Below are 25,264 nucleotides of genomic sequence, written 5' to 3'. Positions count from 1 at the left end.
AAAAAAGCGCTCATTGAGCGCTTTTTGCTTTTCCGGGCCTTACTGACTGGTCAGCGCGGGCTTGTTATCAATGTTGGTTAACACGCCGCCATTGTTGAAGGTCAGGGTCAGGGTCTGCTGAGTCACTTTCTCGTGGCCCGGCTCCTGACGGAATACATAGAACCAGGTGTTGGTGCCGAACGGATCCGACATCATTGGCGTTCCGAGAGCATAAGCAACCTGCTGTTGCGTCATACCGACACGAATTTTTGCTACATCGTTAGGTGCCAGATAGTTACCCTGGTTGATGTCAGGACGGTAAACCACTCGTTCCAGAGTGGAACAGCCTGCGGTCAACATAAGAAGAACCGCTGCGGCAGCAGTCAGCGTTTTACAGCGCATAGTGATTTGATTCCTTTTTGGGCCCGAGCAGTACGTGGCTCATCTGTAATATGCCGATAATAATAGACCTTCGCGCCGATGGAAACCTCCGGCTGCGGTCAGCAGGCAATTTGCTGTTCACTATGACCCTGTGAAAATCAAAAAGTTTACGCCGCAAGCAACTCTTTCGCGTTCGCCAGGGTGTTGCGCGTGACCTCGCTGCCGCCCAGCAGGCGAGCCAGCTCCTGCAGACGAGCACGCTTATCCAGCGGCTGCATATGGGTTTCGGTCATCTCGCCATCGGTCTCTTTGCAGACAAAGAAATGATGGTGGCCGCAGCCTGCGACCTGCGGCAGGTGGGTAACGCACATCACCTGCGTGGACTCGCCCAGCTGGCGCAGCAGCTTGCCGACCACCGCCGCGGTAGGGCCGCTGATGCCGACGTCCACTTCGTCGAAGATCAGCGCCGGGGTTTCCATTTTACGCGCGGTGATCACCTGAATCGCCAGCGCAATACGCGACAATTCACCGCCAGAGGCCACTTTCGCGATCGGCTGCAGCGGCTGCCCCGGGTTAGTGGTGACGCGGAACTCAATATGATCGGCGCCGTCGGCGGTGAGATGGCGTTCATCGAAAGCGACCTCAATCGCGAAGACCCCGTGCGGCATCGAAAGTGAGTGCATACTCTCGGTGATAAGCTGGGTTAGCTCGTCGGCGCTGGCCTGGCGCAGGGCGTGCAGTTGGCGCGCGGTCTCCAGCGCCAGCTGATGATGTTCGACCACCTGCTGGCTGAGGGATTCCAGCGAGCCGGCGCTGTCGTCCAGCAGGCGCTGCTCTTCGAGCATCGCCTGATAAACCGCCGGCAGCTCTTCCGGCATCACCTGGTGTTTACGCGCCAGCGCGATTTGCCGGGAAATCCGCTGCTCAAGTTCGAACAGACGATTAGGATCGAGGTCCAGACGGTCGTGATAGTGGCGCAGCTCATCGCTGGCCTCGCTGAGCTGAATGGCCGCCTCTTCCAGCATATCCAGCACGCCGGAAAGCTTGCTGTCCATACCCACCAGCTCGCTGACCAGCTGCTTCGCGGTATAAAGCTGGCTCTGCAGGTTGGCCTCTTCGCCGTCCGCCAGTACCGTCAGGGCGTGCTGACAGGTGCTGAGCAGCTGACCGCTGTTGGCCAGGCGTTTGTACTCTTCGTCAATCTGCTCAAACTCTCCCGCCAGCGGGTTAAATTCGTTCAGCTCTTTAAGTTGGTACTGCAGCAGATCGGCGCGGGCGGCGCGCTCCTGGCTCTGCTGCTGATGCTGGGCCAGCTCGCGGCAGCTCTGGTGCCACTGGCGATAGTGCTCTGCCATGCGCTGAGTGAGCGCATACTCACCGGTATAGCCGTCGAGCAGCGTTTTCTGGTGTTCGGGTTTGGTCAACAGCTGGTGCGCATGCTGGCCGTGGATCTGGATCAGCAGCTGGCCCAGCTCGCGCAGCTGCGAGAGCGGGACGGCGGTGCCGTTGATGAAGCCGCGCGAGCGGCCGTCGGCGCTGATCACCCGGCGAAGTAAACACTCACGCCCGCTCTCCAGCTGGTTCTCTTCCAGCCAGCGCTGGGCGGCCGGGGTATCTTTCAGCGCGAAGCGCGCGCACAGGTCGGCACGGGTGGCGCCGCGACGCACCATGTCGGCTTCCGCTCTGCCGCCGAGGCACAGCCCCAGCGCGTCGATGGCAATGGATTTCCCGGCGCCGGTTTCCCCGGTGATGGCGGTCATGCCGCTGTGGAAATCAATTTCCAGTTCACGAACGATAGCAAAATTACTGATGGTGAGTTGCGCCAACATAGCTGCCTTCCTGTATGAAAAACCAATACTGTGTTTTCGTACAGTATAGACTGGTTTTTTATCCAGTAAAGAGGCAGCGATGTAAATCAGAACAATTTTTTCGACCAGCCGAGCTTGGTGCTTAATGTATTGAAATAGCTGTAATCTTTAGGGTGAATCAGATTGAGGTGATAATCACAGCGGCGAATGAGAACGTCTTCGCCATCCTGGATCGGCAGGGCAATCTGGCTGTCGCAGCTGATCTCCAGATCGCTGCAGCGGTGAGAGAAGCGCAGGCGGATGGTGCTGTCGCCGTTGATCACCAGCGGTCGCGCCGAGAGGGTGTGCGGGAACATCGGCACCAGGGTGATGGCGTCCAGCGACGGGGTGAGGATCGGGCCGCCGGCCGACAGCGAATAGGCCGTGGAGCCGGTCGGAGTGGAGATAATCAGGCCGTCCGAGCGCTGGGAGAAGGCAAAGACTTCATCGATATAGACTTCGAACTCAATCATATGCGCCACTTTGCCGGGGTGCAGCACCACTTCGTTGATGGCGGTGCTGATGCGTTTCTGGCAATCCTGCTGGCACACCTGGGCCTCCAGCAGAAAGCGTTTTTCCGCGATGTAGTGGCCTTCCAGTACGTCGGCGAGCTGCTGCAGGGCGTTGTCCGGGTCAAGGTCGGTGAGAAAGCCGAGGTTGCCGCGGTTAATGCCGATGACGTTAATGTCGTAACGGGCCAGGGTCCGCGCCGCGCCGAGCATATTGCCGTCGCCGCCTACCACCACCGCGAGGTCGGCCTGTTGGCCAATCTCCGCCAGCGTGCCGGTTTTCACGTTGCTGAGCTGGAGTTCATGGGCGATCTGCTGTTCAACCAGCACTTCATACCCTTTGCTGCACAGCCAGCGCCAGAGCATTTCATGTGTGGTCAGGGCGGTGGGGTGACGAGGATGTCCCACAATGCCGATACACTTGAAATGGTTCTTCATGATCTGGATGTCCTTGCGTTAAATGAAATAGTGACAATCTGTCCGCTTCCCTTGAAACCCGGAAACTGATCCCCATAATAAGCGAAGTTAGCGAGATGAATGCGAAAAAAACGCGGAGAAATTCATGAGTAGTAAAGAACAGAAAACGCCTGAGGGGCAAGCCCCGGAAGAAATTATCACGGAGCAGCACGACGACGTTGAGGCGGTAGAGCCTGAAGTTTCGGCTGAGCAGGTGGATCCGCGCGATGAAAAAATTGCGAATCTGGAAGCCCAGCTGGCTGAAGCGCAGAAACGTGAACGTGAAGTGATGCTGCGTGCCAAAGCCGACGAAGATAACCTGCGTCGTCGTACCGAGCAGGATATCGAGAAAGCGCACAAATTCGCGCTGGAAAAATTCGTCAATGAACTGCTGCCGGTGATCGACAGCCTGGACCGCGCGCTGGAAGTGGCCGACAAGGCTAACCCGGAGCTGGCGCCGATGGTGGAAGGGATCGAACTGACCCTCAAATCTATGCTGGACGTAGTGCGTAAGTTTGGCGTGGAAGTGATCGCCGACACCAACGTTCCGCTGGATCCGAACGTCCACCAGGCCATTGCGATGGTCGAGTCTGAAGACGTGGCGGCGGGCAACGTGCTGGCCGTGATGCAGAAAGGTTACACCCTGAACGGCCGCACCATTCGCGCCGCGATGGTGACGGTAGCAAAAGCGAAATAACGTTTGCTGCCTTGCTCAACGGCTGCCCGCGGGCGGCCGTTTTTTATGCCATCGCTCCCGGCGCGAGAAAAAAAACGGCGGGCCGCAGCCCACCGTGATGTTAATTCCTTCGCTCGCGCTACTCCGCGACGCTCTCGCGTAATGATTTCACCGGCATCACTTTCACCTGTTTGATCATGTTGTCCTGCACGTCGAGGATATCAATATCATACTGCTCAATGCGCACGCGGGTGCCCGGGACCGGGATCTCTTCCAGCGCTTCAAGGATGATACCGTTGATGGTGCGCGCTTCATCTTCCGGCAGGTTCCAGTTGAACGCTTTGTTGATCTCGCGAACGTTGGCGCTGCCGTCGATTATCACCGTACCGTCGTTGAGCGGGGTCACTTCCTCCGCCAGGGTGGGTGACATGGAGGTGGTGAAGTCGCCGACAATCTCTTCAAGAATATCTTCTACGGTAACCAGCCCCTGAATATCGCCGTATTCATTAACCACCAGGCCGACTTTCTTTTTATTGCGCTGAAATTTCACCAGCTGGGTGCTGAGCGGCGTCCCTTCCGGAACAAAGTAGATCTCATCTGCCGCCCGCAGCATGATTTCTTTTGTGAACTCTTTCTTCTCCGTCATCAGGCGGTAGGCTTCGCGGACGCGCAGCATGCTGATGGCATCGTCCAGCGAATCGCGGTAGAGCACAATGCGGCCGTGTGGGGAGTGGGTCAGCTGGCGGACAATAGATTTCCAGTCGTCATTGATGTCGATGCCGACAATCTCATTGCGCGGCACCATGATGTCGTTAACGCTGACCTTCTCCAGGTCCAGCACCGACAGCAGCATATCCTGATTGCGTCGTGAGATTTGTGAACGGGATTCATTCACAATCGTGCGCAGTTCATCTTTACTCAGGGCGCTGCTGATGACGGTATCGGTGCGGATGCCCATCATGCGCATCAGCATGCGGGTGATGGTATTCAGCAGCCACACCAGGGGCATCATCAGCACCTGCAGGGGCGCCAACAGGAAGCTGCTGGGGTAGGCGACCTTTTCCGGATAGAGGGCGGCGATGGTTTTCGGCAGGACTTCGGCAAACACCAGCACCACAAAGGTGAGCACGCCGGTGGCGATCGCGACGCCGGCATCGCCGTAGAGGCGCATGCCGACGATGGTGCCCAGCGCCGAGGCGAGAATGTTGACGAGGTTATTGCCGATAAGCACAAGGCTAATCAGGCGGTCCGGCTTGCGCAGCAGCTTCTCCACGCGCTTGGCGGGGCGGTTGCCTTGTTTCGCCATATGACGCAGCCGATAGCGGTTCAGCGTCATCATGCCGGTTTCGGAACCGGAGAAATAGGCAGAGATAATCACCATGACGATCAGCGTTATGATCAGCGTGGTGGTGGAGATATGTTCCACGTAGGATTCCTTAAAAGACTTAGCTCACGAACTGTTGCAGCACGCGGCTACCAAAATAGGCCAGCGTCAGCAGACCGGCGCCAGCGACGCTGAACCAGACCACACGACGTCCGCGCCACCCTTCATGATAGTGGCCCCACAGCAGGACGATATAGACGAACCACGCAATAATCGACAGCACCGCTTTATCAATGTTTTCGCTGCTGAACAGATTGTGCATATAGAACAGACCGCTACACAGCGTCAGGGTCAGCAGCACCACGCCGACCTGGGTGATGTGGAACATTTTGCGCTCAATGCTCATCAGCGGCGGCATTTCGCTACTGAAGGCCAGCTTTTTGTTCTTTAACTGGTAGTCGATCCACGCCAGCTGTAGCGCATACAGCGCGGCAATGATCAGCGTGGCGTAGGAGAAGAGCGACAGGCCGATATGCACCAGCATCCCCGGGGTGGTTTCCAGGTGGGTGATATATTCGTTAGGCACGAAGGTGGCGAAGGCCAGATTGATCAGCGCGAAGGCATAGACGATAGGCAGCAGCAGCCAGCCGCGATTGCGCGAGGCCACGATAGTCATTACCGTACAGATCATCAGGCTCACCAGCGACCCGACGTTCAGTAAGCTGAGGTTTTGCCCGCTCTCGCCGCCGGGGAATATCCGTGCTTCCAGCGCAAAAGCATGGCAGATCAACGCGATAGTCGCTGATAAAATCGCCATTCGCCGCCAGCTGCTGTTTTTTTGCAGCAAGCCGGGGATAATCAGCGCGAGGCTGACAGAGTAGGCGACAAGGGCGAGTAGAGCAAAAACAGGCATAGGTGTCGGCTGTTGGATAAATAAGAAAGAGAAGCAGTATAACGTCAGCAGGCCTCTGCTCCAACCGTTGCAGCACATTCAGATTGATGTCGTGTTATACTCCGCCACATTCGTTTTGTGTGTCGCTGCGGCGACCGACCGTTTCCACCTCAGGCGAGAGACAATGTTTGATAATTTAACCGATCGTTTGTCGCGTACGCTGCGCAACATTAGCGGCCGCGGACGCCTTACAGAAGACAATATTAAAGACACCCTGCGCGAAGTGCGCATGGCGCTGCTGGAAGCGGACGTTGCGCTTCCGGTGGTACGTGATTTCATCAGCCGCGTCAAAGAGAGCGCGGTCGGCCATGAAGTCAATAAAAGCCTAACCCCGGGTCAGGAGTTCGTCAAAATCGTCCGCAACGAACTGGTGGCGGCGATGGGCGAAGAGAACCAGACCCTCGACCTGGCGGCGCAGCCGCCGGCGGTGGTGCTGATGGCGGGCCTGCAGGGCGCCGGTAAAACCACCAGCGTCGGTAAGCTGGGGAAATTCCTGCGCGAGAAGCACAAGAAGAAAGTGCTGGTGGTTTCCGCGGACGTTTACCGCCCGGCGGCGATCAAACAGCTGGAGACCCTGGCCGAGCAGGTCGGCGTCGACTTCTTCCCGTCCGACGTCGGGCAGAAGCCGGTTGATATCGTCAACGCGGCGCTGAAAGAAGCGAAGCTCAAATTCTACGACGTGCTGCTGGTGGATACCGCCGGTCGTCTGCACGTTGACGAAGCGATGATGGACGAAATTAAGCACGTCCACGCCGCCATTAATCCGGTTGAGACCCTGTTCGTCGTCGATGCGATGACCGGCCAGGATGCGGCGAATACCGCCAAAGCCTTTAACGAAGCGCTGCCGCTGACCGGCGTGGTGCTGACCAAAGTGGACGGCGACGCCCGCGGCGGCGCGGCGCTGTCGATTCGCCATATTACCGGCAAGCCGATTAAATTCCTCGGCGTCGGCGAGAAAACCGAAGCGCTGGAGCCGTTCCATCCGGACCGCGTCGCCTCCCGCATCCTCGGCATGGGCGACGTGCTGTCGCTGATCGAAGATATCGAGAGCAAAGTCGACCGCGCGCAGGCCGAGAAGCTGGCCTCCAAGCTGAAGAAAGGCGACGGTTTCGATCTCACCGACTTCCTTGAGCAGCTGCGCCAGATGAAAAACATGGGCGGCATGGCCAGCCTGATGGGCAAGCTGCCGGGTATGGGCCAGATCCCGGACAACGTGAAAGCGCAGATGGATGACAAAGTGCTGGTGCGTATGGAAGCGATCATCAACTCGATGACCCTGAAAGAGCGCGCCAAGCCGGAAATCATCAAAGGTTCACGTAAGCGCCGTATCGCCGCCGGCTGCGGAATGCAGGTGCAGGATGTGAACCGTCTGCTCAAGCAGTTCGACGACATGCAGCGCATGATGAAGAAGATGAAGTCGAAAGGCGGCATGATGAAGATGATGCGCGGGATGAAAGGGATGATGCCTCCAGGCTTCCCGGGCCGCTAATACGCGTCATAATTCAAGCCGCAGATGCGTTGGCTGCGTTCGTTCACCCCGGTCACGTACTTGTGTACGCTCCCGGGGATTTACTCACTTGCCGCGTGATTCGGCCATTCGGCCTCACCCCTTCGGGGCCAGCGCAAGCGCTGTTCAAAACGCTTTCGCGTTTTGTCCTGCAACTCGAATTATTTAGCGTATGTAGTTTTGAATTGATTTTTGCACAGAAATCAGTAAAATTTTCGGGCTTTTAATATGACACCGGGCTCCGTTCCTCGATGGGGCCCGGTTGTTTTATTCACACAAGAGGATGTTATGGTAACTATTCGTTTAGCACGTCACGGCGCTAAAAAGCGTCCGTTCTACCAGGTTGTTGTCACCGACAGCCGTAATGCACGCAACGGTCGCTTCATCGAGCGCGTTGGTTTCTTCAACCCGATCGCTAACGGTGCGGAAGAAGAGACTCGCCTGGATCTGGATCGTATCGCTCACTGGGTTGGCCAGGGCGCTACTGTTTCCGATCGCGTTGCCGCGCTGATCAAAGCCGCTAACAAAGCAGCTTAATCTGTCACGGTGGTCATGATGAGCAAGCAACACACCGCACAAGCACCTGTTGATCCGATCGTATTGGGGAAAATGGGTTCTTCCTACGGTATCCGTGGTTGGCTCAGAGTGTTTTCCTCCACCGAAGACGCCGAAAGCATTTTTGACTATCAGCCCTGGTTAATCCAGAAGGCGGGTCAGTGGCAGGTCGTTGAGCTGGAAAGCTGGCGCCACCACAATCAGGACATCATCATCAAGCTGAAAGGCGTTGACGATCGTGATGCCGCGAATCTACTGACTAATTGCGAAATTATCGTGGATTCATCGCAGTTGCCGGAGCTGGAAGAGGGTGACTACTACTGGAAAGACCTGATGGGCTGCCAGGTAGTGACAACGGAAGGCTATAGCCTCGGTAAAGTCATCGATATGATGGAAACCGGGTCTAATGACGTGCTCGTCATCAAGGCAAACCTGAAAGATGCATTTGGTATCAAGGAGCGGTTGGTTCCGTTCCTCGATGGGCAGGTTATCAAGAAAGTCGATCTCACTACGCGTACTATCGAAGTAGATTGGGATCCTGGTTTTTAAATTCTCCGGATAAACGGTAAAAGACGGCGCTATGTGGATTGGCATAATTAGCCTGTTTCCTGAAATGTTCCGCGCAATTACCGATTACGGGGTAACTGGCCGGGCAGTAAAAAATGGCCTGCTGAGCATCGAAAGCTGGAGTCCTCGCGACTTCACGCATGACCGGCACCGTACCGTGGACGATCGTCCTTACGGCGGCGGACCGGGGATGCTAATGATGGTGCAACCCTTACGGGATGCCATTCATGCAGCAAAAGCCGCGGCAGGTGAAGGCGCGAAGGTGATTTATCTGTCACCTCAGGGACGCAAGCTTGATCAAGCGGGCGTCAGCGAACTGGCAACGAATCAGAAACTGATTCTGGTGTGCGGTCGCTACGAAGGGATAGACGAGCGCGTAATCCAAACCGAAATTGACGAAGAATGGTCAATCGGCGATTACGTTCTCAGCGGTGGTGAGTTACCGGCAATGACGCTGATTGACTCCGTTTCCCGGTTCATTCCGGGGGTACTGGGCCATGAAGCATCAGCAACGGAAGATTCCTTTGCTGATGGGTTGCTGGATTGTCCCCACTATACCCGTCCTGAAGTGTTAGAAGAGATGGAAGTACCGCCAGTATTGCTGTCGGGAAACCATGCTGAGATACGTCGCTGGCGTCTGAAGCAGTCGCTGGGCCGAACCTGGCTTAGAAGACCTGAACTTCTGGAAAACCTGGCTCTGACTGAAGAGCAAGCAAAGCTGCTGGCGGAGTTCAAAACTGAACACGCGCAACAGCAGCATAAACATGATGGGCAGGCGTGAGCCCCCAATATCAGTTTACCCAGGATAAGAGATTAAATTATGAGCAACATTATTAAGCAACTTGAACAAGAACAGATGAAGCAGGACGTACCTTCCTTCCGTCCGGGTGATACCGTGGAAGTGAAAGTATGGGTTGTTGAAGGTTCCAAAAAACGTCTGCAGGCATTCGAGGGCGTGGTTATCGCTATTCGTAACCGCGGTCTGCACTCTGCATTCACTGTTCGCAAAATTTCCAACGGCGAAGGCGTTGAGCGTGTCTTCCAGACTCACTCTCCGGTAGTTGACAGCATTGCTGTTAAACGTCGTGGTGCTGTACGTAAAGCTAAACTGTACTACCTGCGTGAGCGCACTGGTAAGTCTGCTCGTATCAAAGAGCGTCTTAACTAAGATTCGCTTTCGCGACATCCTGACAAAAAGGGCTGGCCTCAGGGCCGGCCCTTTTTTTATCTTTGTTGTAACCATCGTGATGTAAATCATTTACAATACGCCCTCTATTCGGAGGGGCGGTGGTCAGCAACAGTTTTCAGCAAACGACACCTAAACGGCGAGCCGCCTGGCTGGCGCTGTTGGCGATCCTGCTGATCGTCGTGGCTCCCCTGATCTCCGTCTCCCTGCAAAAAGACCCCATGAGCGCCATGCCCGGCATGCACCACGCCATGATGATGGACAGCTCGCCAGCGAGTATGGCGCAGATGCCTGGCCACGAGATGGCGATGACGCATAGCGTAGACGGCGCTACGCATACCGGACACGAACTGCCGCTGGATCATGCCGAAGCGTGTGGCTATTGCGTGCTGTTAGCCCACGTCCCGGGGCTGCTTTTCGCGCTGGCGCTGTTCGTCGCCATGCTCCTGCGGCGCATTCGCCTGCCGGCTTCTCGGCCGGTATTAAAACACTGGCGTTACTTTCCCTGGCTCTACCCCGAAACCCGCGCCCCGCCGCGGCTGTCTGCTTTTTCCCTTTAATAAAAATGAATCTGCGCACTGCGCAACGACCTCTTTTTGCTTTGAAAAAGGAAAAGTATGACAACCTGCACCTCGCGCGCGGCATGGCTGAACCTGCTGCGTCGCCTCCATTTCTATATCGGGCTGTTTATCGGACCGTTTATCTTTGTCGCTGCCCTGACCGGCACGCTGTACGTGGCGACGCCGCAGCTGGAAAACTGGCTCTATCACGATGCGCTGTATGGCCTTCCCGAAGGCACCCAGCAGCCGCTCAGCGCCCAGATTGCGGTGGCAGAAGAAGCGACCCAGGGTAATCTGCGGCTGCTGGCGGTACGTCCGGCCCCCGCGGTGGGCGAGACCACCCGCATTATGTTTGCCGATCCGAGTCTCGGGGAGTCGGAATCCCGGGCCATTTTTGTCGATCCGATCGCGCTGCGGGTGAAGGGCGATATGACGGTCTACGGCACCAGCGGCATCCTGCCGCTGCGGCAGTGGATTGACTATGCGCATCGTTCGCTGCTGCTGGGCGACAGCGGGCGGCTCTACAGCGAACTGGCTGCCTCATGGATGTGGGTGGCCGCCCTGGGGGGCATTGCCCTGTGGGCGATGACGCGTCCAAAACGGCGGCGCAATAACGCCCTGCAGAATCATCGTCGGCTGCACGTGACGCTGGGCTGGTGCTTACTGCTGGGCATGCTGCTTTTCTCCGCCACCGGCCTGACCTGGTCGCAATGGGCCGGCGGCAACGTGGATAAAATGCGGGCGGCTTTCGGCTGGTGGACGCCGCAGGTCAATACCCTGCTGCACGGTGAGGCGCCGATGGCGCACGATCCCCATGCCGGGCATCATAGGGAGGCGATGGCCATGAACCAGCATCAGCCAGCGCAGTTTGACCAGGCGCTGGCGGTGGCCCGTCAGGCGGGGCTGAACGCCAGCCGGCTGGAGATCCGTCCGCCGGTGTCAGACGAACGCGCCTGGACAGTGAATGAGATCGACCGCCGCTGGCCGACGCAGGTGGACGCGGTGGCGATCGATGGCGCCTCGATGCAGGTGGTGGATCGCACCCATTTTGCCGACTTTCCGCTGATGGCGAAGCTTACCCGCTGGGGCGTCGATTTCCATATGGGGATCCTCTTTGGTCTGGCGAATCAGCTGCTGCTGGTGGGGTTTGGCTGCGCGCTGTGCGTAACCATCGGCGTGGGGTACCGGCTGTGGTGGATACGCCGTCCGCCACAGGCCGTCTGGGATCCGGCGCTTTCCCTGCTGCAGGCATGGCTGTCGCTCGCCTGGCCTGCCCGTGGGCTGGTGCTGGGGATAGCGTTAGCCCTGGGGCTGGCCATGCCGTTGATGGGGATCAGCCTGGTGTTGTTCATTGCCGTTGACTACCTGCGCTGGCGCGCGGCAACGGCAATGAGGATAGCGAAGTCCAGCGATTAAGCGGACTTCTATGGCGTGCTGATGACCACCGTGACCCGGCGGTTTTCAGCGCGCCCGGCCGCGGTATCGTTGCTGGCGATCGGGTATTTTTTGCCAAGGCCGCGGGTGACTAAATTACTGCGCGGGATATGGGCGCCTTCCGCCCAGGCATCGGCTACGCTGTTGGCCCGCTTAAGCGACAGGGCTTCGTTATAACTATCCTCACCATAATTATCGGTGTGGCCTTCAAGGCGGCTATGTGTAATCCCGGTTGTCGCCAGCCGCGAGGCCATTTGGGTGATCTGCTGGCGGCTGTCGGGACGTAGTCGGTAGTCATTCTTATCAAACAGGATGCTATCGGATAAGCCCAGGGACCAATCGCCATTGCTTTCAGTGAAGCCATAAGATTTCATCGCCGCCACCTGCTCAGGGGTAAATTTTCCCTGAGGAGCCTGGCAACCTGTCAAAAGCGCCGCCGCCATCAGGGCGGGGGCGAAATATTTCCTGATCATAATGCGTCCTTTATTATTTCAGCATCTGCTGGATACGTTGGTTTTTCATCCGATACATATTCTGATCGGCAAGTTCTTGCAGTGATTCCGCCGTGGCGTGTTCCCACGCCAGGGCATAACCGACGCTCAGCGAGAGCGTGGCGCTATGGCCATTGTGCAGGTTGAATGGCGGAAGAAATTGTTCTGACAGCGCCTGGCACAGGGCCTGGACTTCTGCTTCCGAGCGCACCTCGCGCAGCAGAACCGCAAACTCATCGCCGCCAAGACGCCACGCCAGATGGCGTTTACCGGCGAAAGTCATCAGGCGGCTGGCGACTTCCATCAGCACTTTATCGCCCGCCGCATGTCCCCAGTTGTCATTGATCAATTTGAAGTTATCGCCATCGAGAAACAGTAACGCTGAGGTCTGGTGATCCACTTCATTTTTCATCAGCTCGGCGAGCGCGTTGCGAAAGGCGGCGCGGTTAGCCAGGCCGGTCAACGGATCGTGTAACGAGCTGCGCAACAGCTGAGCATTTTTGGCCTGCAACTGGCGCTGCCAGTCCTCCATCTCCCCCAGCAGACTGTTAAAGTCCTGGGCAAACAGATGGAACTCCTCGATACGCTCCTCCGGCACCCGCCGGGAGAAGTGGCGGTTTTCGCGAATATCATGCACGACCTCGGTGATGCTCTGCAGGGCGGCGACGATCCCCCGGTGCAGGGAGTGGGTCAGCAGCAGGCCGATGAATGAGGCGAGCAGAATGCTGCCGGTCAGTACCAGAATCGAGATGCCGAGAAAGTGGCTAATCAGTTCGTCAAGCGCGGTCAGTCGCAGCTCGCCGATTTGTTTCCCCTGGTGCCAGATGGGCTGCACCGTGGGCTCCGGAAACAGCCATTTACTGATAAGGCCGCTCACTTGTTCTTTGTTGGCCAGCGGTTCGTGGCGCCAGGCGGCGAAGTGCTGCTTCTGGCCGTTGAGCACGATCGCCTGGGAAATCTGCCCTTGCTTCCCCAGCGAAGCGAGGGTCTCCTCTGCTGCCGCGCTGTCGCCAAACACCAGGGCGGCTTCGAGGCTGCGGCCCATGGTCGCGGCAGTGAGCTCAAGATTTTTCTGCGCGTACTGCTTGAGCGTGAAAATAGAGGCCGTGCTCAGCAGCAGCCAGACCAGCGTCATGGAGATCACCACGCTTATCACGCTAATGCGACGCAGCGCGCGTTTGAACGTCGGGCGCGATGTCTGTGAAAAGTCCTTATTCATGTGGTTTCTTCCGGGCAAGCATCAGGACGTCCGGGTTAACCCGAACCCCGCTGTGCGTCAGAACGTCCAGATTAACGGAGAAGCGGACCCTGTCGTCGTTGATGATCAGGCAAAACGCGCTACCAATTGAGCAATCCGTATTTTGTTCTGCGATGAGTAACAGCGGCCTCGAGCCATAGCGGCGAGTTAATTCCGACTGTTGGGTCGGCGTTTCGCTGCCAAAATAAAAACCATCGCAGGTCGTTTTTAACGCTTCTTCACTATTACGTACTATCACCGGTTGATAAGGCAATGCATCCGGCGCTTCATGAGCCAGGCTATGGGTGAAGCGTGATGAGGCAAAAATGCATAGCTTCGGCGCCCCTGTTAATGACGGCCAACGGGTGTAGGTCACGATCCCGGAAACAATAGCGCGAACATGTTCTGAAGGTCCGGCAGCAAAAACAGGAGATACCGCGATGAGAAAAAATACAGTCAATAAAAGACGGTGTAATACTGTCATTAACGCTTCCGTCAAATTCGCCATAGCGCGGGAATAGCCGCTGCCGATGCCCGGCGAAGAATACCACTGATAGCAAAACCCGTCATTAGATGCGCCCTTTGCTTTGGGACAAATCTCACCAGGATTTTTCGTAATGCCGATGGCGCTGGCGAGCAATTTTGGCGCGATTTCATTATCTGTAAATATTATTGTACGGTTAATGCCGTGGTAAGGGCCAATTAATTTATCACTGTAAAGTAAAATTTACGGATTATGGATTGAATTCTTTACTTCGTGTGGTATCGTTACGTCATGCCCGCTGAGGCAACCCTTATCGCAAACGAGCTACACAGGATCGCAATCATGCAAAAAGACGCGCTGAACAACGTACATATTACCGACGAACATGTATTAATGACCCCGGAGCAACTGAAGGCGGAATTCCCCCTGAGCGTTGAACAGGAGGCGCAGATCGCGCACGCCCGTGAAACCATCTCCAATATCATCGCCGGTCGCGATCCGCGCCTGCTGGTGGTCTGCGGTCCTTGCTCCATTCACGATCCGGAAGCGGCGATCGAATATGCTCGTCGGTTTAAAGCCCTTGCCGCAGAGGTCAGCGATAGCCTCTACCTGGTGATGCGCGTCTATTTTGAAAAACCCCGTACCACCGTCGGCTGGAAGGGGCTCATTAACGATCCGCATATGGATGGTTCGTTTGATGTTGAAGGCGGCCTGAAGATTGCGCGTCGTCTGCTGGTCGAGCTTGTGAATATGGGACTGCCGCTGGCGACGGAAGCGCTGGATCCCAACAGCCCGCAGTACCTTGGGGATCTGTTCAGCTGGTCCGCTATCGGCGCGCGAACCACGGAATCTCAGACGCACCGCGAAATGGCCTCTGGTCTTTCCATGCCGGTAGGCTTTAAAAATGGCACCGACGGTAGCCTGGCCACGGCTATCAACGCCATGCGCGCCGCGGCGATGCCGCACCGCTTCGTCGGTATCAACCAGGCCGGGCAGGTCTGCCTGCTGCAAACGCAGGGTAACCCGAACGGCCATGTGATCCTCCGCGGCGGTAAGGCGCCGAACTACGGTCCGGAAGATGTGGAGAAATGTGAAAAAGAGATGGCGCAGGCGGGACTGAAGCCATCGCTGATGGTAGATTGCAGTCATGGGAACTCCAATAAAGATTTCCGCCGCCAGCCGGCCGTGGCTGAATCCGTTGTCGCGCAGATCAAAGATGGCAATCGCTCCATTATCGGCCTGATGATCGAGAGTAATATCCACGAGGGCAATCAGTCCTCTGAACAGCCGCGTGAGGCGATGAAATACGGCGTTTCGGTAACGGATGCCTGCATCAGCTGGGAAACCACCGATGCGCTGCTGCGTGAACTGGATAAGGATCTCCGCGGCCACCTGGCGGCCCGTTTGGTGTAAGAGGAAAGTATGGTTGCTGAACTGACCGCGTTACGCGATCAAATTGATGAAGTGGATAAAGCGTTGCTTAGCCTGCTGGCTAAGCGCCTGGAACTGGTGGCCGAAGTCGGCGAGGTGAAGAGCCAGTATGGCCTGCCGATTTACGTCCCGGAACGCGAGGCGGCGATGCTCGCCTCCCGGCGTGAAGAGGCGGCTGCGCTCGGCGTTCCGCCGGATCTGATCGAGGACGTTCTGCGTCGCGTGATGCGGGAATCCTATTCCAGCGAAAACGACAAAGGCTTCAAAACCCTTTACCCGAATCTGCGGCCGGTGGTGATCGTCGGCGGCGGCGGGCAGATGGGGCGTCTGTTTGAGAAGATGTTAACGCTGTCCGGCTACCAGGTGCGCATTCTGGAAAAAGAGGACTGGGCGCGGGCGACGGATATCGTCGCCGATGCCGGTATGGTCATTGTCAGCGTGCCGATTCACACCACCGTGGAGACGATCGCCAGGCTGCCGCCGCTGCCGGCGGATTGCATTCTGGTCGACCTTGCCTCGGTTAAAGCAGAGCCGCTGCAGGCGATGCTGGCGGCGCATCAGGGCCCGGTACTCGGCCTGCACCCGATGTTCGGTCCGGACAGCGGCAGCCTTGCCAAGCAGGTGGTGGTCTATTGCGATGGACGCCAGCCGGAGGCCTATCAGTGGTTCCTCGAGCAAATTCAGGTCTGGGGCGCGCGCCTGCATCGCATCAGCGCGGTGGAGCACGATCAGAACATGGCCTTTATTCAGGCGCTGCGCCACTTTGCCACCTTCGCCTATGGTCTGCATCTGGCGGAAGAGAATGTGCGCCTTGAGCAGTTGCTGGCGCTCTCGTCACCCATTTACCGGCTGGAGCTGGCGATGGTGGGCCGTCTGTTTGCCCAGGATCCGCAGCTCTACGCCGACATTATTATGTCCTCGGAAAACAACCTGGCGCTGATTAAGCGCTACTACCAGCGGTTTGGCGAGGCGATCGGTCTGCTGGAGCAGGGCGATAAGCAGGCGTTTATCGATAGCTTCCGTAAAGTCGAACACTGGTTTGGCGATTACGCCCAGCGTTTCCAGAGCGAGAGCCGCACGCTGCTGCGTCAGGCGAACGATAATCGGCAGTAAAGCGAAAAAGATGTATACAATAAAGCCAGCGACCGCTGGCTTTTTTTATAGGGATGACAACGATGGCTGAACCACAACCGCTGTTTGACTATACCGGATACCTGCCGGAATGCCCGACCTGGAGTGAGGCAGAGCAGGCCCTCTACTGGGCCGATATCATGGAATGTGAAATTCACCGCTACGATACCCGCAGCGGCGAACACCAGGTGCTGCAGTTTCCGGAGGAGGTCGGCTGTTTTTCCCTGCGCGAGAAGGGCGGTTTTATCGTTGCATTGCGCAGCGGTATCTGGCTGACCGACGCCCACGGTCTGCTGAGGCGGAAAGTCTGCGATAACCCGAGCAACCCTGAACTGGCGCGGTTTAACGACGGCGGGACCGATCGCGACGGGCGCTTTTATGCCGGCACCTTCTGGGGCCCGGGGGATTACAACGGCGCGCTGCTGATGCGGGTCGATAACGACCTGAAGCCGACGGTGATCCAGTGCGACATCCATGGCGCCAACGGTCTGGCGTTTAGCGCCGACCGGCGCTGGATGTATACCTCCGATACGCCGAACGCCGTGATTTACCGTACGCCGCTGGATGAGCAGGGTGAGCCTGGCCGGCGCGAAGTCTTTCGCCGTTTTCTGCCGGGCGAAGGGATCCCGGACGGGGCGGCGATTGACGTGGAGGGATGTTACTGGAGCGCAATGTTTGACGGCTGGCGGATCGCCCGTTTCTCTCCGCAGGGCGAGGAGCTGGAGTCCTACCCGATGCCGGTACGTTGCCCGACGATGGTCTGCTTTGGCGGGGCGGATATGAAAACGCTCTACATCACCACCACCCGGGAAAACATGGAGGACGATGAGCTGGCGCAGTATCCGCTGTCCGGCGCTATCTTCACCCTGCCGGTGGCGGTGGCAGGGATGAAGAAATTGCCGTTCCGCGAACGCTAAACCGGATCCACCGGCACGACGTTTTCGCTGGGGTAGCAACCGAGAACCTTCATGGAGCGGGTGATCTCCGCCAGCTCCTTCAGCGCCTTGCGCATGGGCAGCGAGTCCAGGTTTGCCTGAATATCGAGATAAAACATCTCTTCCCATGGATTGCCATGGATTGGGCGAGACTCCAGTTTGGTCATGATCAGATTGTGATTGCGCAGCACCAGTAAGGCCTCCACCAGGGCGCCCGCCTGCTGACCGGTCGCCATTAACAGCGTGGTCTTCGCCGGAACCTGATCGGAGACGTTCACCGCTTTGCGCGCCAGAACGAGGAAGCGCGTAATATTCTGCGTCTGGTTGGCCTGGCAGTGCTCCAGCACCTGCAGACCGTACAGGGCGCCGCCCGCTTCGCTGCCCAGTGCCGCGACGGCCGGGGAGTTCGCCTGCGCGACTTTTTCCATCGCCGCTGAGGTGCTCTCGGTATATTCAATCTTCCAGTGCGGGTAGCGACTCAGATACTGGCTACACTGCTGGAACGGCTGCGGATGGCTGTAGACGGTCTGAATTTTATCGGCATCCGTCGAGGTGCTGACCAGTACGCAATGATCGATAGGGATCGTCAGTTCGCCAACGATCGACAGGCTGGTGTGCTGCAGCAGATCGTAGACGTCGTTGATCCCGCCGGAGCTAGTGTTTTCAATCGGCACTACGGCGTAATCGGCCTGACCGGTCTCCACCTGATTAAAAATATCGGCGAACTTCGCGCAGCCGCTTTCAATAAACTGCTCAAAGTGGCGAGCGGCGTACTGACGCGCCGCCAGATGCGAATAAGAGCCTTTGGGACCGAGGAACGCCACGCGAGCCGAATGCGGGTTAATTTTATTCAAATGCTGCTGCAGCAGGGTTTGCTGGGTCAGAACAGAGTCTTCGATAATCAGCTGGAACAGGCGGGTGATGTAGTGTGCATCCAGATTATGACGCTTGCCGAGGGTCATCAGACGCTCCAGCAGATCGCGTTCTCGGTCAATATCACGCACCGGACGATGGGAGGCCAGTTTGGCTTTACCAACCTCAACAGCCAGCCCGCGACGCTCCGCCAGCAGAGCAAGCAGTTTCTCATCCAGCGCGCTTATCTTGTCGCGCAGCGCCAGTAATGGGTTTTCCTCGGTCATAGATGTTGCCTTTGTTGTTATCAAATAAAAAAGGCCTCCCGGGTGGGAGGCCTTATTGTTCGTCTTCGCATTCTTTCTTATACGACGAATTGCCTCCCGGTCAGGGGAAGGTAAAAAAGAATGCGAAGAAGAACGGGACGAGTTTCATGATGAATTCCTTTAAGTAGTGGGGATTACAGTACCTGTACTGTTTTCACTCTGTCAATAAAAAACGCGCCCGAAGGCGCGTGGCATGACACAACTTAAGTTAAGGATTACTCTTCTTCTTCCACAAAGCCTGCCTCTTTCACCGACGTCGCGGCGCGGCGGGCTTCCCCTTTGTGTTGCACTTTATTGAGCTGCCGTTCCAGCTTGTTGATCAATTCGTTAATGGCGGCGTACATATCTTCATGACGCGCACTGGCAACCAGATGGCCGTTTGGCGTGTTAATGGTTGCGTCAGCGATAAAACCCTGCGGCTCCTTAGACAGAATGATGTGCGGGTTAATTAAATGAGTTTGCCACTTATCCAGTTTGGCGAGACGGTCTGCGACATGCTGGCGGATTGCCGGAGTAATTTCCATTTGTTTACTGGTAATGTTCATTGTCATAAATTTTACCTCTTGTCTTTCCCGTCTTGGTGAATCCAGCATACCTTTCCCAATGTCAAAATGTGTGATCTAAATCACATTTTATTGTCACTTTTTGTCAACGAATTCATTTTGTGAGACAGGGCAGGAAGAGATGAGATTTTACTTGTCGAACCCGACAAAGCAGGCCATATTTGATGAGTTAACCCGGCGCTAAACCGCTTCAGCTAGCCAGGATAATGGATAAAAAAACGGCAGCCAGTGGCTGCCGTTTGCGATCTATGAATCAGGCTCAGGTGTTCTTGCTGTTCGCGGCGATAATCTTCGCGACTTTGTCCGCCTGAGCGTTCATCTGCATTTGACGATAGGCGTTTTCCATCTTCGGCAGGGCATCGCGGGTGGCCTGGGTATCCGGATAGTTACGCATCATACCTTCCACGCGGTTAACGACGGCAACCCATGCACCGCGGTCGGTGTAGTAATCCACCACAGACAGCTCATACTTCGCCAGGCGATCTTTCAGGAACACCATGCGCTTATAGGCGTCAGTGGCATACTGGCTGTTCGGGTAACCACGTACCAGTTTGGAGAAGTCATTGAAGGCATCGCGCGCGTGCTGCGGATCGCGGTCGGAACGATCGACGCCGAAGAAGCCCTGCAGGGCGCTGTCATCCAGAGCCATGTTGGTCAGGCCGCGCATATAGATGACGTAGTCGATGTTCGGATGGGTGGGGTTCAAGCGCATGAAGCGATCGATGGCGGCCTGAGCCAGCGGCAGATCGGCGTTTTTGTAATACGCATAAATCAGATCCAGCTGTACCTGTTGGGAATAAGGGCCGAATGGATAACGGTTATCCAACGCTTCCAGTTGCGTTATCGCCTGTTTCCAGTTACCGTCCTGCAGTTTTTGCTGGGCGGTCGCGTAGATTTCATTCGGCGGATTATCAGGCACCTCTTCCTTAGAGCCGGAGCAACCCACCAAAGCCAGGCTCAGTGTGGCGGCTGCCACCAGGTATTTCATGCGCGTCATGACGTTTTGACTTCCTCAAAATGTTTATGCGGGAGAATCTCTGTTCCTGCTCCCGATTAAGACCAGCTACAATAGCACACTATATTAAACGGCAAAGCCGTAAAACCCAACGTTAAACGAAGAAGCTGTATATGGCACAACGAGTACAACTCACCGCAACGGTGACCGAAAATCAACTCGGTCAACGCTTAGATCAGGCTTTGGCCGAATTGTTCCCTGATTATTCGCGATCGCGGATAAAAGAATGGATCCTCGACCAACGCGTATTAGTCAATGGCGCCATTGGCGATAAACCGAAAGAAAAAGTGCTGGGGGGAGAACGCATCGCTATCGATGTGGAAATCGAAGAAGAGGCGCGCTTCCAGCCGCAGGATATTCCGCTCAATATCGTTTACGAAGATGACGACATCCTCGTGATCAACAAACCGCGCGATCTGGTTGTACATCCTGGCGCGGGCAACCCCGACGGTACTGTGCTGAATGCGCTGCTGCACTACTATCCGCCTATTGCCGATGTGCCGCGTGCGGGTATCGTCCACCGTCTGGATAAAGACACCACCGGTCTGATGGTGGTGGCGAAAACCATTCCAGCGCAAACCCGGCTGGTGGAGTCGCTGCAGCTGCGCGAGATCACCCGTGAGTACGAAGCGGTGGCGATCGGTCATATGACCGCCGGCGGTACGGTGGAAGAGCCGATCAGCCGTCACCCGACCAAGCGTACCCATATGGCGGTGCACCCTATGGGCAAGCCGGCGGTGACCCACTACCGCATTATGGAACATTTCCGCATTCATACCCGTCTGCGCCTGCGTCTGGAAACCGGGCGTACGCATCAGATCCGCGTGCATATGTCGCATATTACCCATCCGCTGGTAGGCGACCAGGTGTATGGCGGCCGCCCGCGTCCGCCGAAGGGCGCGTCGGAGGAATTCATCACCGCGCTGCGTAAATTCGACCGCCAGGCGCTGCACGCCACCATGCTGCGTCTGTACCATCCGATTACCGGTATTGAAATGGAGTGGCATGCGCCCATCCCACAAGATATGGTCGAGCTCATCGAGGCGATGCGCGCCGATTTTGAAGCCCATAAGGACGATATTGACTGGTTATGACTAAACTGATTGTACCGCAGTGGCCAATGCCCGGCAGCGTGGCGGCCTGTAGTTCTACCCGCATCGGCGGCGTGAGTCTGCCGCCCTATGACTCGCTCAATCTGGGCGCCCATTGCGGCGACAATCTGCAGCATGTCGAAGAAAACCGGCGGCGGATGTTTGCCGCCGGCGGCTTGCCGTCTTACCCGGTTTGGCTGGAGCAGGTTCATGGTACCGATGTGCTCACGCTGGACGGCGGACCCTATCCGTCGAAACGCGCGGATGCCTCTTATAGCCGTACGTCAGGGACTGTCTGCGCCGTGATGACCGCTGACTGCCTGCCGGTCCTCTTCTGTAACCGCGCCGGTACCGAAGTCGCCGCGGCGCATGCGGGATGGCGCGGCTTATGCGAAGGGGTTCTGGAAGAGGCGGTCGCCCGTTTCGCCGATAAAGCCGAAAACATTATGGCGTGGCTGGGGCCCGCCATCGGTCCGCAGGCGTTTGAGGTGGGGCCAGAAGTTCGCGACGCTTTTATGGCGAAGGATGAGAATGCGCACCGTGCTTTTCGTCCGGCAGGCGAAAAATATTTTGCTGATATCTACCAACTGGCTCGGCAGCGTCTGGCAAACGTCGGCGTTGAGCAGATTTTCGGCGGCGATCGCTGCACGCTAAGCGAAAAGGATGATTTTTTCTCTTACCGGCGCGACAAGACCACCGGTCGTATGGCAAGTTTCATTTGGCTGATATAACCTAGAGAATCAAGACGATCCAGAAGGCAAACTTATTTTTCGCATAGTTCAGGTCTTTAACCTTGAATAATTGAGGGATGACCTCATTTAATCTCCAGTAGCAAATTTGACCTGTTATGGGAGGAGTTATGCGTCTGGATCGTCTTACCAATAAATTCCAGCTTGCTCTTGCCGATGCCCAGTCGCTCGCACTCGGGCACGACAACCAATTCATCGAACCTCTTCATTTAATGAGCGCCTTGCTGAATCAGGAAGGGGGATCGGTACGTCCTTTATTAACCTCGGCGGGCGTGAATGCCGGGAAACTGCGCACTGACATCGAACAGGCTCTGAGCCGTTTACCGCAGGTGGAAGGCACCGGCGGCGATGTACAACCTTCTCAGGATTTAGTGCGGATCCTGAACCTTTGCGACAAGCTGGCGCAAAAGAAAAAGGACAATTTTATTTCGTCAGAACTGTTTGTTCTGGCGGCGCTTGAATCACGCGGTACGCTGACCGACCTTTTAAAATCCGCCGGAGCAACAACCGCCAACGTGACCCAGGCGATTGAACAAATGCGCGGAGGTGAAAGCGTGAACGATCAGGGTGCCGAAGACCAACGTCAGGCATTGAAGAAATTTACCGTCGATCTCACCGAGCGTGCCGAGCAGGGCAAGCTGGACCCGGTTATCGGCCGTGATGAAGAGATCCGCCGTACCATTCAGGTACTGCAGCGCCGTACCAAAAACAATCCGGTGCTGATTGGTGAACCCGGGGTGGGGAAAACCGCTATCGTCGAAGGCCTGGCGCAACGTATCGTCAACGGCGAAGTGCCGGAAGGGCTGAAAGGCCGCCGGGTGCTGGCGCTGGATATGGGCGCGCTGGTGGCCGGGGCGAAATACCGCGGTGAGTTTGAAGAGCGTCTGAAAGGCGTGCTGACCGACCTGTCGAAACAGGAAGGCAACGTCATTCTGTTTATCGATGAACTGCATACCATGGTTGGCGCCGGTAAAGCCGATGGCGCGATGGATGCAGGCAACATGCTCAAGCCGGCGCTGGCGCGTGGTGAACTGCACTGCGTCGGGGCGACGACGCTTGACGAATACCGTCAGTACATTGAAAAAGACGCTGCGCTGGAGCGCCGCTTCCAGAAAGTGTTTGTCGCCGAGCCATCGGTAGAAGATACCATCGCTATTCTGCGCGGCCTGAAAGAACGTTATGAACTGCACCACCACGTGCAGATCACTGACCCGGCAATCGTGGCGGCGGCGACCTTGTCGCATCGTTACATTGCCGACCGTCAGCTGCCGGATAAAGCCATCGACCTTATTGATGAGGCGGCGTCCAGCATCCGTATGCAGATCGACTCGAAGCCGGAAGAGCTGGACCGTCTCGATCGCCGTATCATCCAGTTGAAACTGGAGCAGCAGGCGCTGAAGAAAGAGTCTGATGAGGCGAGTCTGAAGCGCCTTGATATGCTCAACGAGGAGCTGGCGGATAAAGAACGGCAGTACTCGGTGCTGGAAGAAGAGTGGAAAGCGGAAAAAGCGTCCCTCTCCGGCACTCAGACCATCAAAGCCGAGCTGGAGCAGGCGAAAATCGCCATCGAACAGGCGCGTCGCGTCGGTGACCTGGCGCGGATGTCTGAGCTGCAGTACGGCAAAATTCCGGAACTGGAGAAACAGCTGGCGGCAGCCACTCAGTCCGAAGGGAAAACCATGCGTCTGCTGCGTAATAAAGTAACGGATGCTGAAATCGCCGAAGTGCTGGCCCGCTGGACCGGTATCCCTGTCTCCCGCATGATGGAAAGCGAGCGTGACAAACTGCTGCGTATGGAGCAGGAACTGCATCATCGGGTAATTGGCCAGGATGAGGCGGTTGAAGCGGTATCTAACGCGATTCGCCGCAGCCGTGCCGGGCTATCCGATCCGAACCGACCGATTGGTTCATTTCTGTTCCTTGGTCCGACCGGGGTCGGTAAAACCGAGCTGTGTAAAACGCTGGCTAACTTTATGTTCGACAGCGACGACGCGATGGTGCGTATCGATATGTCCGAGTTTATGGAGAAACACTCCGTCTCGCGTCTGGTCGGTGCGCCTCCGGGATACGTCGGTTATGAAGAGGGCGGTTACCTGACCGAGGCGGTGCGCCGTCGTCCTTATTCCGTCATCCTGCTGGATGAAGTGGAAAAAGCGCACCCGGATGTGTTCAACATTCTGCTGCAGGTACTCGACGACGGGCGCCTCACCGATGGGCAGGGGAGAACGGTCGACTTCCGTAATACGGTGGTCATCATGACCTCGAACCTTGGTTCCGATCTGATTCAGGAACGGTTCGGCGAGCTGGATTACGGACATATGAAAGACCTGGTGCTGGGAGTGGTCAGCCAGAACTTCCGTCCGGAGTTCATCAACCGTATCGATGAAGTGGTGGTTTTCCATCCGCTGGGTGAGAAACACATTGCTTCTATTGCCCAGATCCAGCTGCAGCGTCTGTATAAACGTCTGGAAGAGCGCGGATATGAAGTGCGGATGTCTGATGAGGCGCTGAAGCTGCTAAGCGCCAACGGGTACGATCCGGTATACGGCGCGCGGCCACTGAAACGCGCTATTCAGCAGCAGATTGAGAACCCGTTAGCCCAGCAGATCCTTTCTGGTGAGCTGATTCCGGGTAAAACCGTCGAGCTGGTAGTGAAAGACGACCGTATCGTGGCAGTGCAGTAAGTCACAAAACGACAAAAACGGGCCCAGCGGGCTCGTTTTTGTTTAAAAACCAGGCAAGAATTAAAGCTCAACACCTGATTTGGTTGAAAAGTGAGCGGTTGAATTCTTTTTTTGAATTTATCCTTGTCACTTCAGAATTACCCCCTATAATGCGCCTCCACTGACACGGAACAACGGCAAGCAAGCCGCCGGGACAGCAGGATTCAACAGCGAAAGCAACGTTGAAAACCGACAGAGAAAAGCAAAATAAGCGCTTGACTCTGAATGAGGAAAACGTATTATACGGGACCTCGCGACAGAGCGCTAAAGCGCGTCGCAACTGCTCTTTAACAATTTATCAGA

The 25,264-nt window shown here is 56.5% G+C and carries 26 protein-coding genes and 1 other annotated feature; of the genes, 14 read left to right on the top strand and 12 right to left on the bottom strand.

From position 1 onward, the window contains the following. Positions 1-39: 39 nt before the first annotated feature. From bamE to nadK, 3 genes are all read right to left on the bottom strand, one after another. Entirely contained in the window at positions 40-381 is a 342-nt protein-coding gene (gene bamE, locus ABLV04_RS03530; protein WP_004206850.1) for an outer membrane protein assembly factor BamE, read from the bottom strand. Between the two features lie 146 nt (positions 382-527). After that, positions 528-2,189: a DNA repair protein RecN gene (recN, locus tag ABLV04_RS03525; RefSeq protein ID WP_004206849.1), complete on the bottom strand. Its 1,662-nt coding sequence runs from the start codon at positions 2,187-2,189 to the stop codon at positions 528-530. Between the two features lie 86 nt (positions 2,190-2,275). Continuing rightward, positions 2,276-3,154, bottom strand: coding sequence for an NAD(+) kinase (nadK, locus tag ABLV04_RS03520; RefSeq protein ID WP_002914158.1), 879 nt, complete (start codon positions 3,152-3,154; stop codon positions 2,276-2,278). A gap of 124 nt (positions 3,155-3,278) precedes the next feature. Here nadK and grpE point away from each other — a divergent pair, with 124 nt between their 5' ends. Continuing rightward, positions 3,279-3,869, top strand: coding sequence for a nucleotide exchange factor GrpE (gene grpE, locus ABLV04_RS03515; protein WP_004174800.1), 591 nt, complete (start codon positions 3,279-3,281; stop codon positions 3,867-3,869). Between the two features lie 118 nt (positions 3,870-3,987). On the opposite strand, the gene ABLV04_RS03510 is transcribed toward grpE, so the two are convergent. Both ABLV04_RS03510 and ABLV04_RS03505 read right to left on the bottom strand, forming a co-directional pair. After that, positions 3,988-5,274 carry an HlyC/CorC family transporter gene (locus ABLV04_RS03510; protein WP_023290690.1) on the bottom strand — a complete coding sequence of 429 codons (1,287 nt, stop codon included), beginning with the start codon at positions 5,272-5,274 and terminating at the stop codon, positions 3,988-3,990. A 19-nt stretch (positions 5,275-5,293) separates the two neighbouring features. Then, positions 5,294-6,085, bottom strand: a complete 792-nt coding sequence (locus ABLV04_RS03505) for an inner membrane protein YpjD (RefSeq protein WP_002914153.1) — start codon at positions 6,083-6,085, stop codon at positions 5,294-5,296. Between the two features lie 163 nt (positions 6,086-6,248). Between ABLV04_RS03505 and ffh the strand changes: the two genes are divergently transcribed. From ffh to ABLV04_RS03470, 7 genes are all read left to right on the top strand, one after another. Next, complete coding sequence (gene ffh, locus ABLV04_RS03500; RefSeq protein ID WP_002914152.1) at positions 6,249-7,613, top strand: signal recognition particle protein; 1,365 nt, start codon at positions 6,249-6,251, stop codon at positions 7,611-7,613. 306 nt (positions 7,614-7,919) lie between these two features. Beyond that, a complete protein-coding gene (rpsP, locus tag ABLV04_RS03495; protein WP_002914149.1) occupies positions 7,920-8,168 on the top strand; it encodes a 30S ribosomal protein S16 in 249 nt (82 codons plus the stop codon). 18 nt (positions 8,169-8,186) lie between these two features. Next, positions 8,187-8,735, top strand: coding sequence for a ribosome maturation factor RimM (rimM, locus tag ABLV04_RS03490; RefSeq protein ID WP_004150977.1), 549 nt, complete (start codon positions 8,187-8,189; stop codon positions 8,733-8,735). A 31-nt stretch (positions 8,736-8,766) separates the two neighbouring features. Beyond that, a complete protein-coding gene (gene trmD, locus ABLV04_RS03485) occupies positions 8,767-9,534 on the top strand; it encodes a tRNA (guanosine(37)-N1)-methyltransferase TrmD (RefSeq protein ID WP_002914147.1) in 768 nt (255 codons plus the stop codon). A 39-nt stretch (positions 9,535-9,573) separates the two neighbouring features. Continuing rightward, entirely contained in the window at positions 9,574-9,921 is a 348-nt protein-coding gene (rplS, locus tag ABLV04_RS03480) for a 50S ribosomal protein L19 (RefSeq protein WP_002914145.1), read from the top strand. 119 nt (positions 9,922-10,040) lie between these two features. Next, positions 10,041-10,499 carry a DUF2946 domain-containing protein gene (locus ABLV04_RS03475; protein ID WP_178945018.1) on the top strand — a complete coding sequence of 153 codons (459 nt, stop codon included), beginning with the start codon at positions 10,041-10,043 and terminating at the stop codon, positions 10,497-10,499. Positions 10,500-10,556: 57 nt separating this feature from the next. Then, positions 10,557-11,915 (top strand): PepSY-associated TM helix domain-containing protein, encoded by a 1,359-nt coding sequence (locus ABLV04_RS03470; protein WP_178945019.1) that lies wholly within the window; start codon positions 10,557-10,559, stop codon positions 11,913-11,915. 8 nt (positions 11,916-11,923) lie between these two features. Here ABLV04_RS03470 and ABLV04_RS03465 read toward each other — a convergent pair whose 3' ends face one another. Genes ABLV04_RS03465 through ABLV04_RS03455 form a run of 3 tightly spaced genes read right to left on the bottom strand, consistent with a single transcriptional unit; the run spans position 11,924 to position 14,145 of the window. Beyond that, positions 11,924-12,406 carry an OmpA family protein gene (locus ABLV04_RS03465; protein WP_023290687.1) on the bottom strand — a complete coding sequence of 161 codons (483 nt, stop codon included), beginning with the start codon at positions 12,404-12,406 and terminating at the stop codon, positions 11,924-11,926. Positions 12,407-12,419: 13 nt separating this feature from the next. Continuing rightward, positions 12,420-13,643: a diguanylate cyclase DgcN gene (gene dgcN, locus ABLV04_RS03460; RefSeq protein ID WP_023290686.1), complete on the bottom strand. Its 1,224-nt coding sequence runs from the start codon at positions 13,641-13,643 to the stop codon at positions 12,420-12,422. Further along, positions 13,636-14,145 carry a YfiR family protein gene (locus ABLV04_RS03455; protein ID WP_023290685.1) on the bottom strand — a complete coding sequence of 170 codons (510 nt, stop codon included), beginning with the start codon at positions 14,143-14,145 and terminating at the stop codon, positions 13,636-13,638. The genes dgcN and ABLV04_RS03455 overlap by 8 nt, the downstream gene beginning before the upstream one ends. 342 nt (positions 14,146-14,487) lie before the next feature. Here ABLV04_RS03455 and aroF point away from each other — a divergent pair, with 342 nt between their 5' ends. The 3 genes from aroF (at position 14,488) to ABLV04_RS03440 (ending at position 17,624) form a co-directional block, all read left to right on the top strand. Next, the gene (aroF, locus tag ABLV04_RS03450) at positions 14,488-15,558 is read left to right on the top strand and encodes a 3-deoxy-7-phosphoheptulonate synthase AroF (protein WP_023290684.1); all 1,071 of its coding nucleotides are present in this window, start codon (positions 14,488-14,490) and stop codon (positions 15,556-15,558) included. A gap of 9 nt (positions 15,559-15,567) precedes the next feature. Then, complete coding sequence (gene tyrA, locus ABLV04_RS03445) at positions 15,568-16,689, top strand: bifunctional chorismate mutase/prephenate dehydrogenase (protein WP_004206843.1); 1,122 nt, start codon at positions 15,568-15,570, stop codon at positions 16,687-16,689. Between the two features lie 62 nt (positions 16,690-16,751). Then, entirely contained in the window at positions 16,752-17,624 is an 873-nt protein-coding gene (locus tag ABLV04_RS03440; RefSeq protein WP_023290683.1) for an SMP-30/gluconolactonase/LRE family protein, read from the top strand. Here ABLV04_RS03440 and pheA read toward each other — a convergent pair. The 4 genes from pheA to bamD all read right to left on the bottom strand — a co-directional run bounded on the left by pheA (position 17,621) and on the right by bamD (position 20,380). Beyond that, positions 17,621-18,781, bottom strand: coding sequence for a bifunctional chorismate mutase/prephenate dehydratase (pheA, locus tag ABLV04_RS03435; protein WP_023290682.1), 1,161 nt, complete (start codon positions 18,779-18,781; stop codon positions 17,621-17,623). The genes ABLV04_RS03440 and pheA overlap by 4 nt on opposite strands. Positions 18,782-18,805: 24 nt before the next feature. Continuing rightward, positions 18,806-18,930: a sequence feature (Phe leader region), on the bottom strand. Beyond that, positions 18,882-18,929 (bottom strand): pheA operon leader peptide PheL, encoded by a 48-nt coding sequence (gene pheL, locus ABLV04_RS03430; RefSeq protein ID WP_100250063.1) that lies wholly within the window; start codon positions 18,927-18,929, stop codon positions 18,882-18,884. Its footprint overlaps the feature before it by 48 nt. A gap of 105 nt (positions 18,931-19,035) precedes the next feature. Further along, the gene (gene raiA / locus ABLV04_RS03425; RefSeq protein ID WP_002914111.1) at positions 19,036-19,371 is read right to left on the bottom strand and encodes a ribosome-associated translation inhibitor RaiA; all 336 of its coding nucleotides are present in this window, start codon (positions 19,369-19,371) and stop codon (positions 19,036-19,038) included. A gap of 271 nt (positions 19,372-19,642) precedes the next feature. After that, complete coding sequence (gene bamD / locus ABLV04_RS03420) at positions 19,643-20,380, bottom strand: outer membrane protein assembly factor BamD (protein ID WP_004145664.1); 738 nt, start codon at positions 20,378-20,380, stop codon at positions 19,643-19,645. 131 nt (positions 20,381-20,511) lie between these two features. Here bamD and rluD point away from each other — a divergent pair, with 131 nt between their 5' ends. The 3 genes from rluD to clpB all read left to right on the top strand — a co-directional run bounded on the left by rluD (position 20,512) and on the right by clpB (position 24,922). Continuing rightward, complete coding sequence (gene rluD / locus ABLV04_RS03415; protein WP_023290681.1) at positions 20,512-21,492, top strand: 23S rRNA pseudouridine(1911/1915/1917) synthase RluD; 981 nt, start codon at positions 20,512-20,514, stop codon at positions 21,490-21,492. Then, complete coding sequence (gene yfiH / locus ABLV04_RS03410; protein WP_180266269.1) at positions 21,489-22,220, top strand: purine nucleoside phosphorylase YfiH; 732 nt, start codon at positions 21,489-21,491, stop codon at positions 22,218-22,220. Before rluD ends, yfiH begins: the two co-directional genes overlap by 4 nt. Before the next feature lie 128 nt (positions 22,221-22,348). After that, positions 22,349-24,922, top strand: a complete 2,574-nt coding sequence (clpB, locus tag ABLV04_RS03405) for an ATP-dependent chaperone ClpB (protein WP_004206837.1) — start codon at positions 22,349-22,351, stop codon at positions 24,920-24,922. Positions 24,923-25,264 lie beyond the last annotated feature (342 nt).

This window comes from Klebsiella sp. JN_Kp127 (assembly GCF_040062505.1).
GTDB lineage: Bacteria > Pseudomonadota > Gammaproteobacteria > Enterobacterales > Enterobacteriaceae > Klebsiella > Klebsiella quasipneumoniae.
This window is presented reverse-complemented; position numbering and strand designations above follow the sequence as displayed.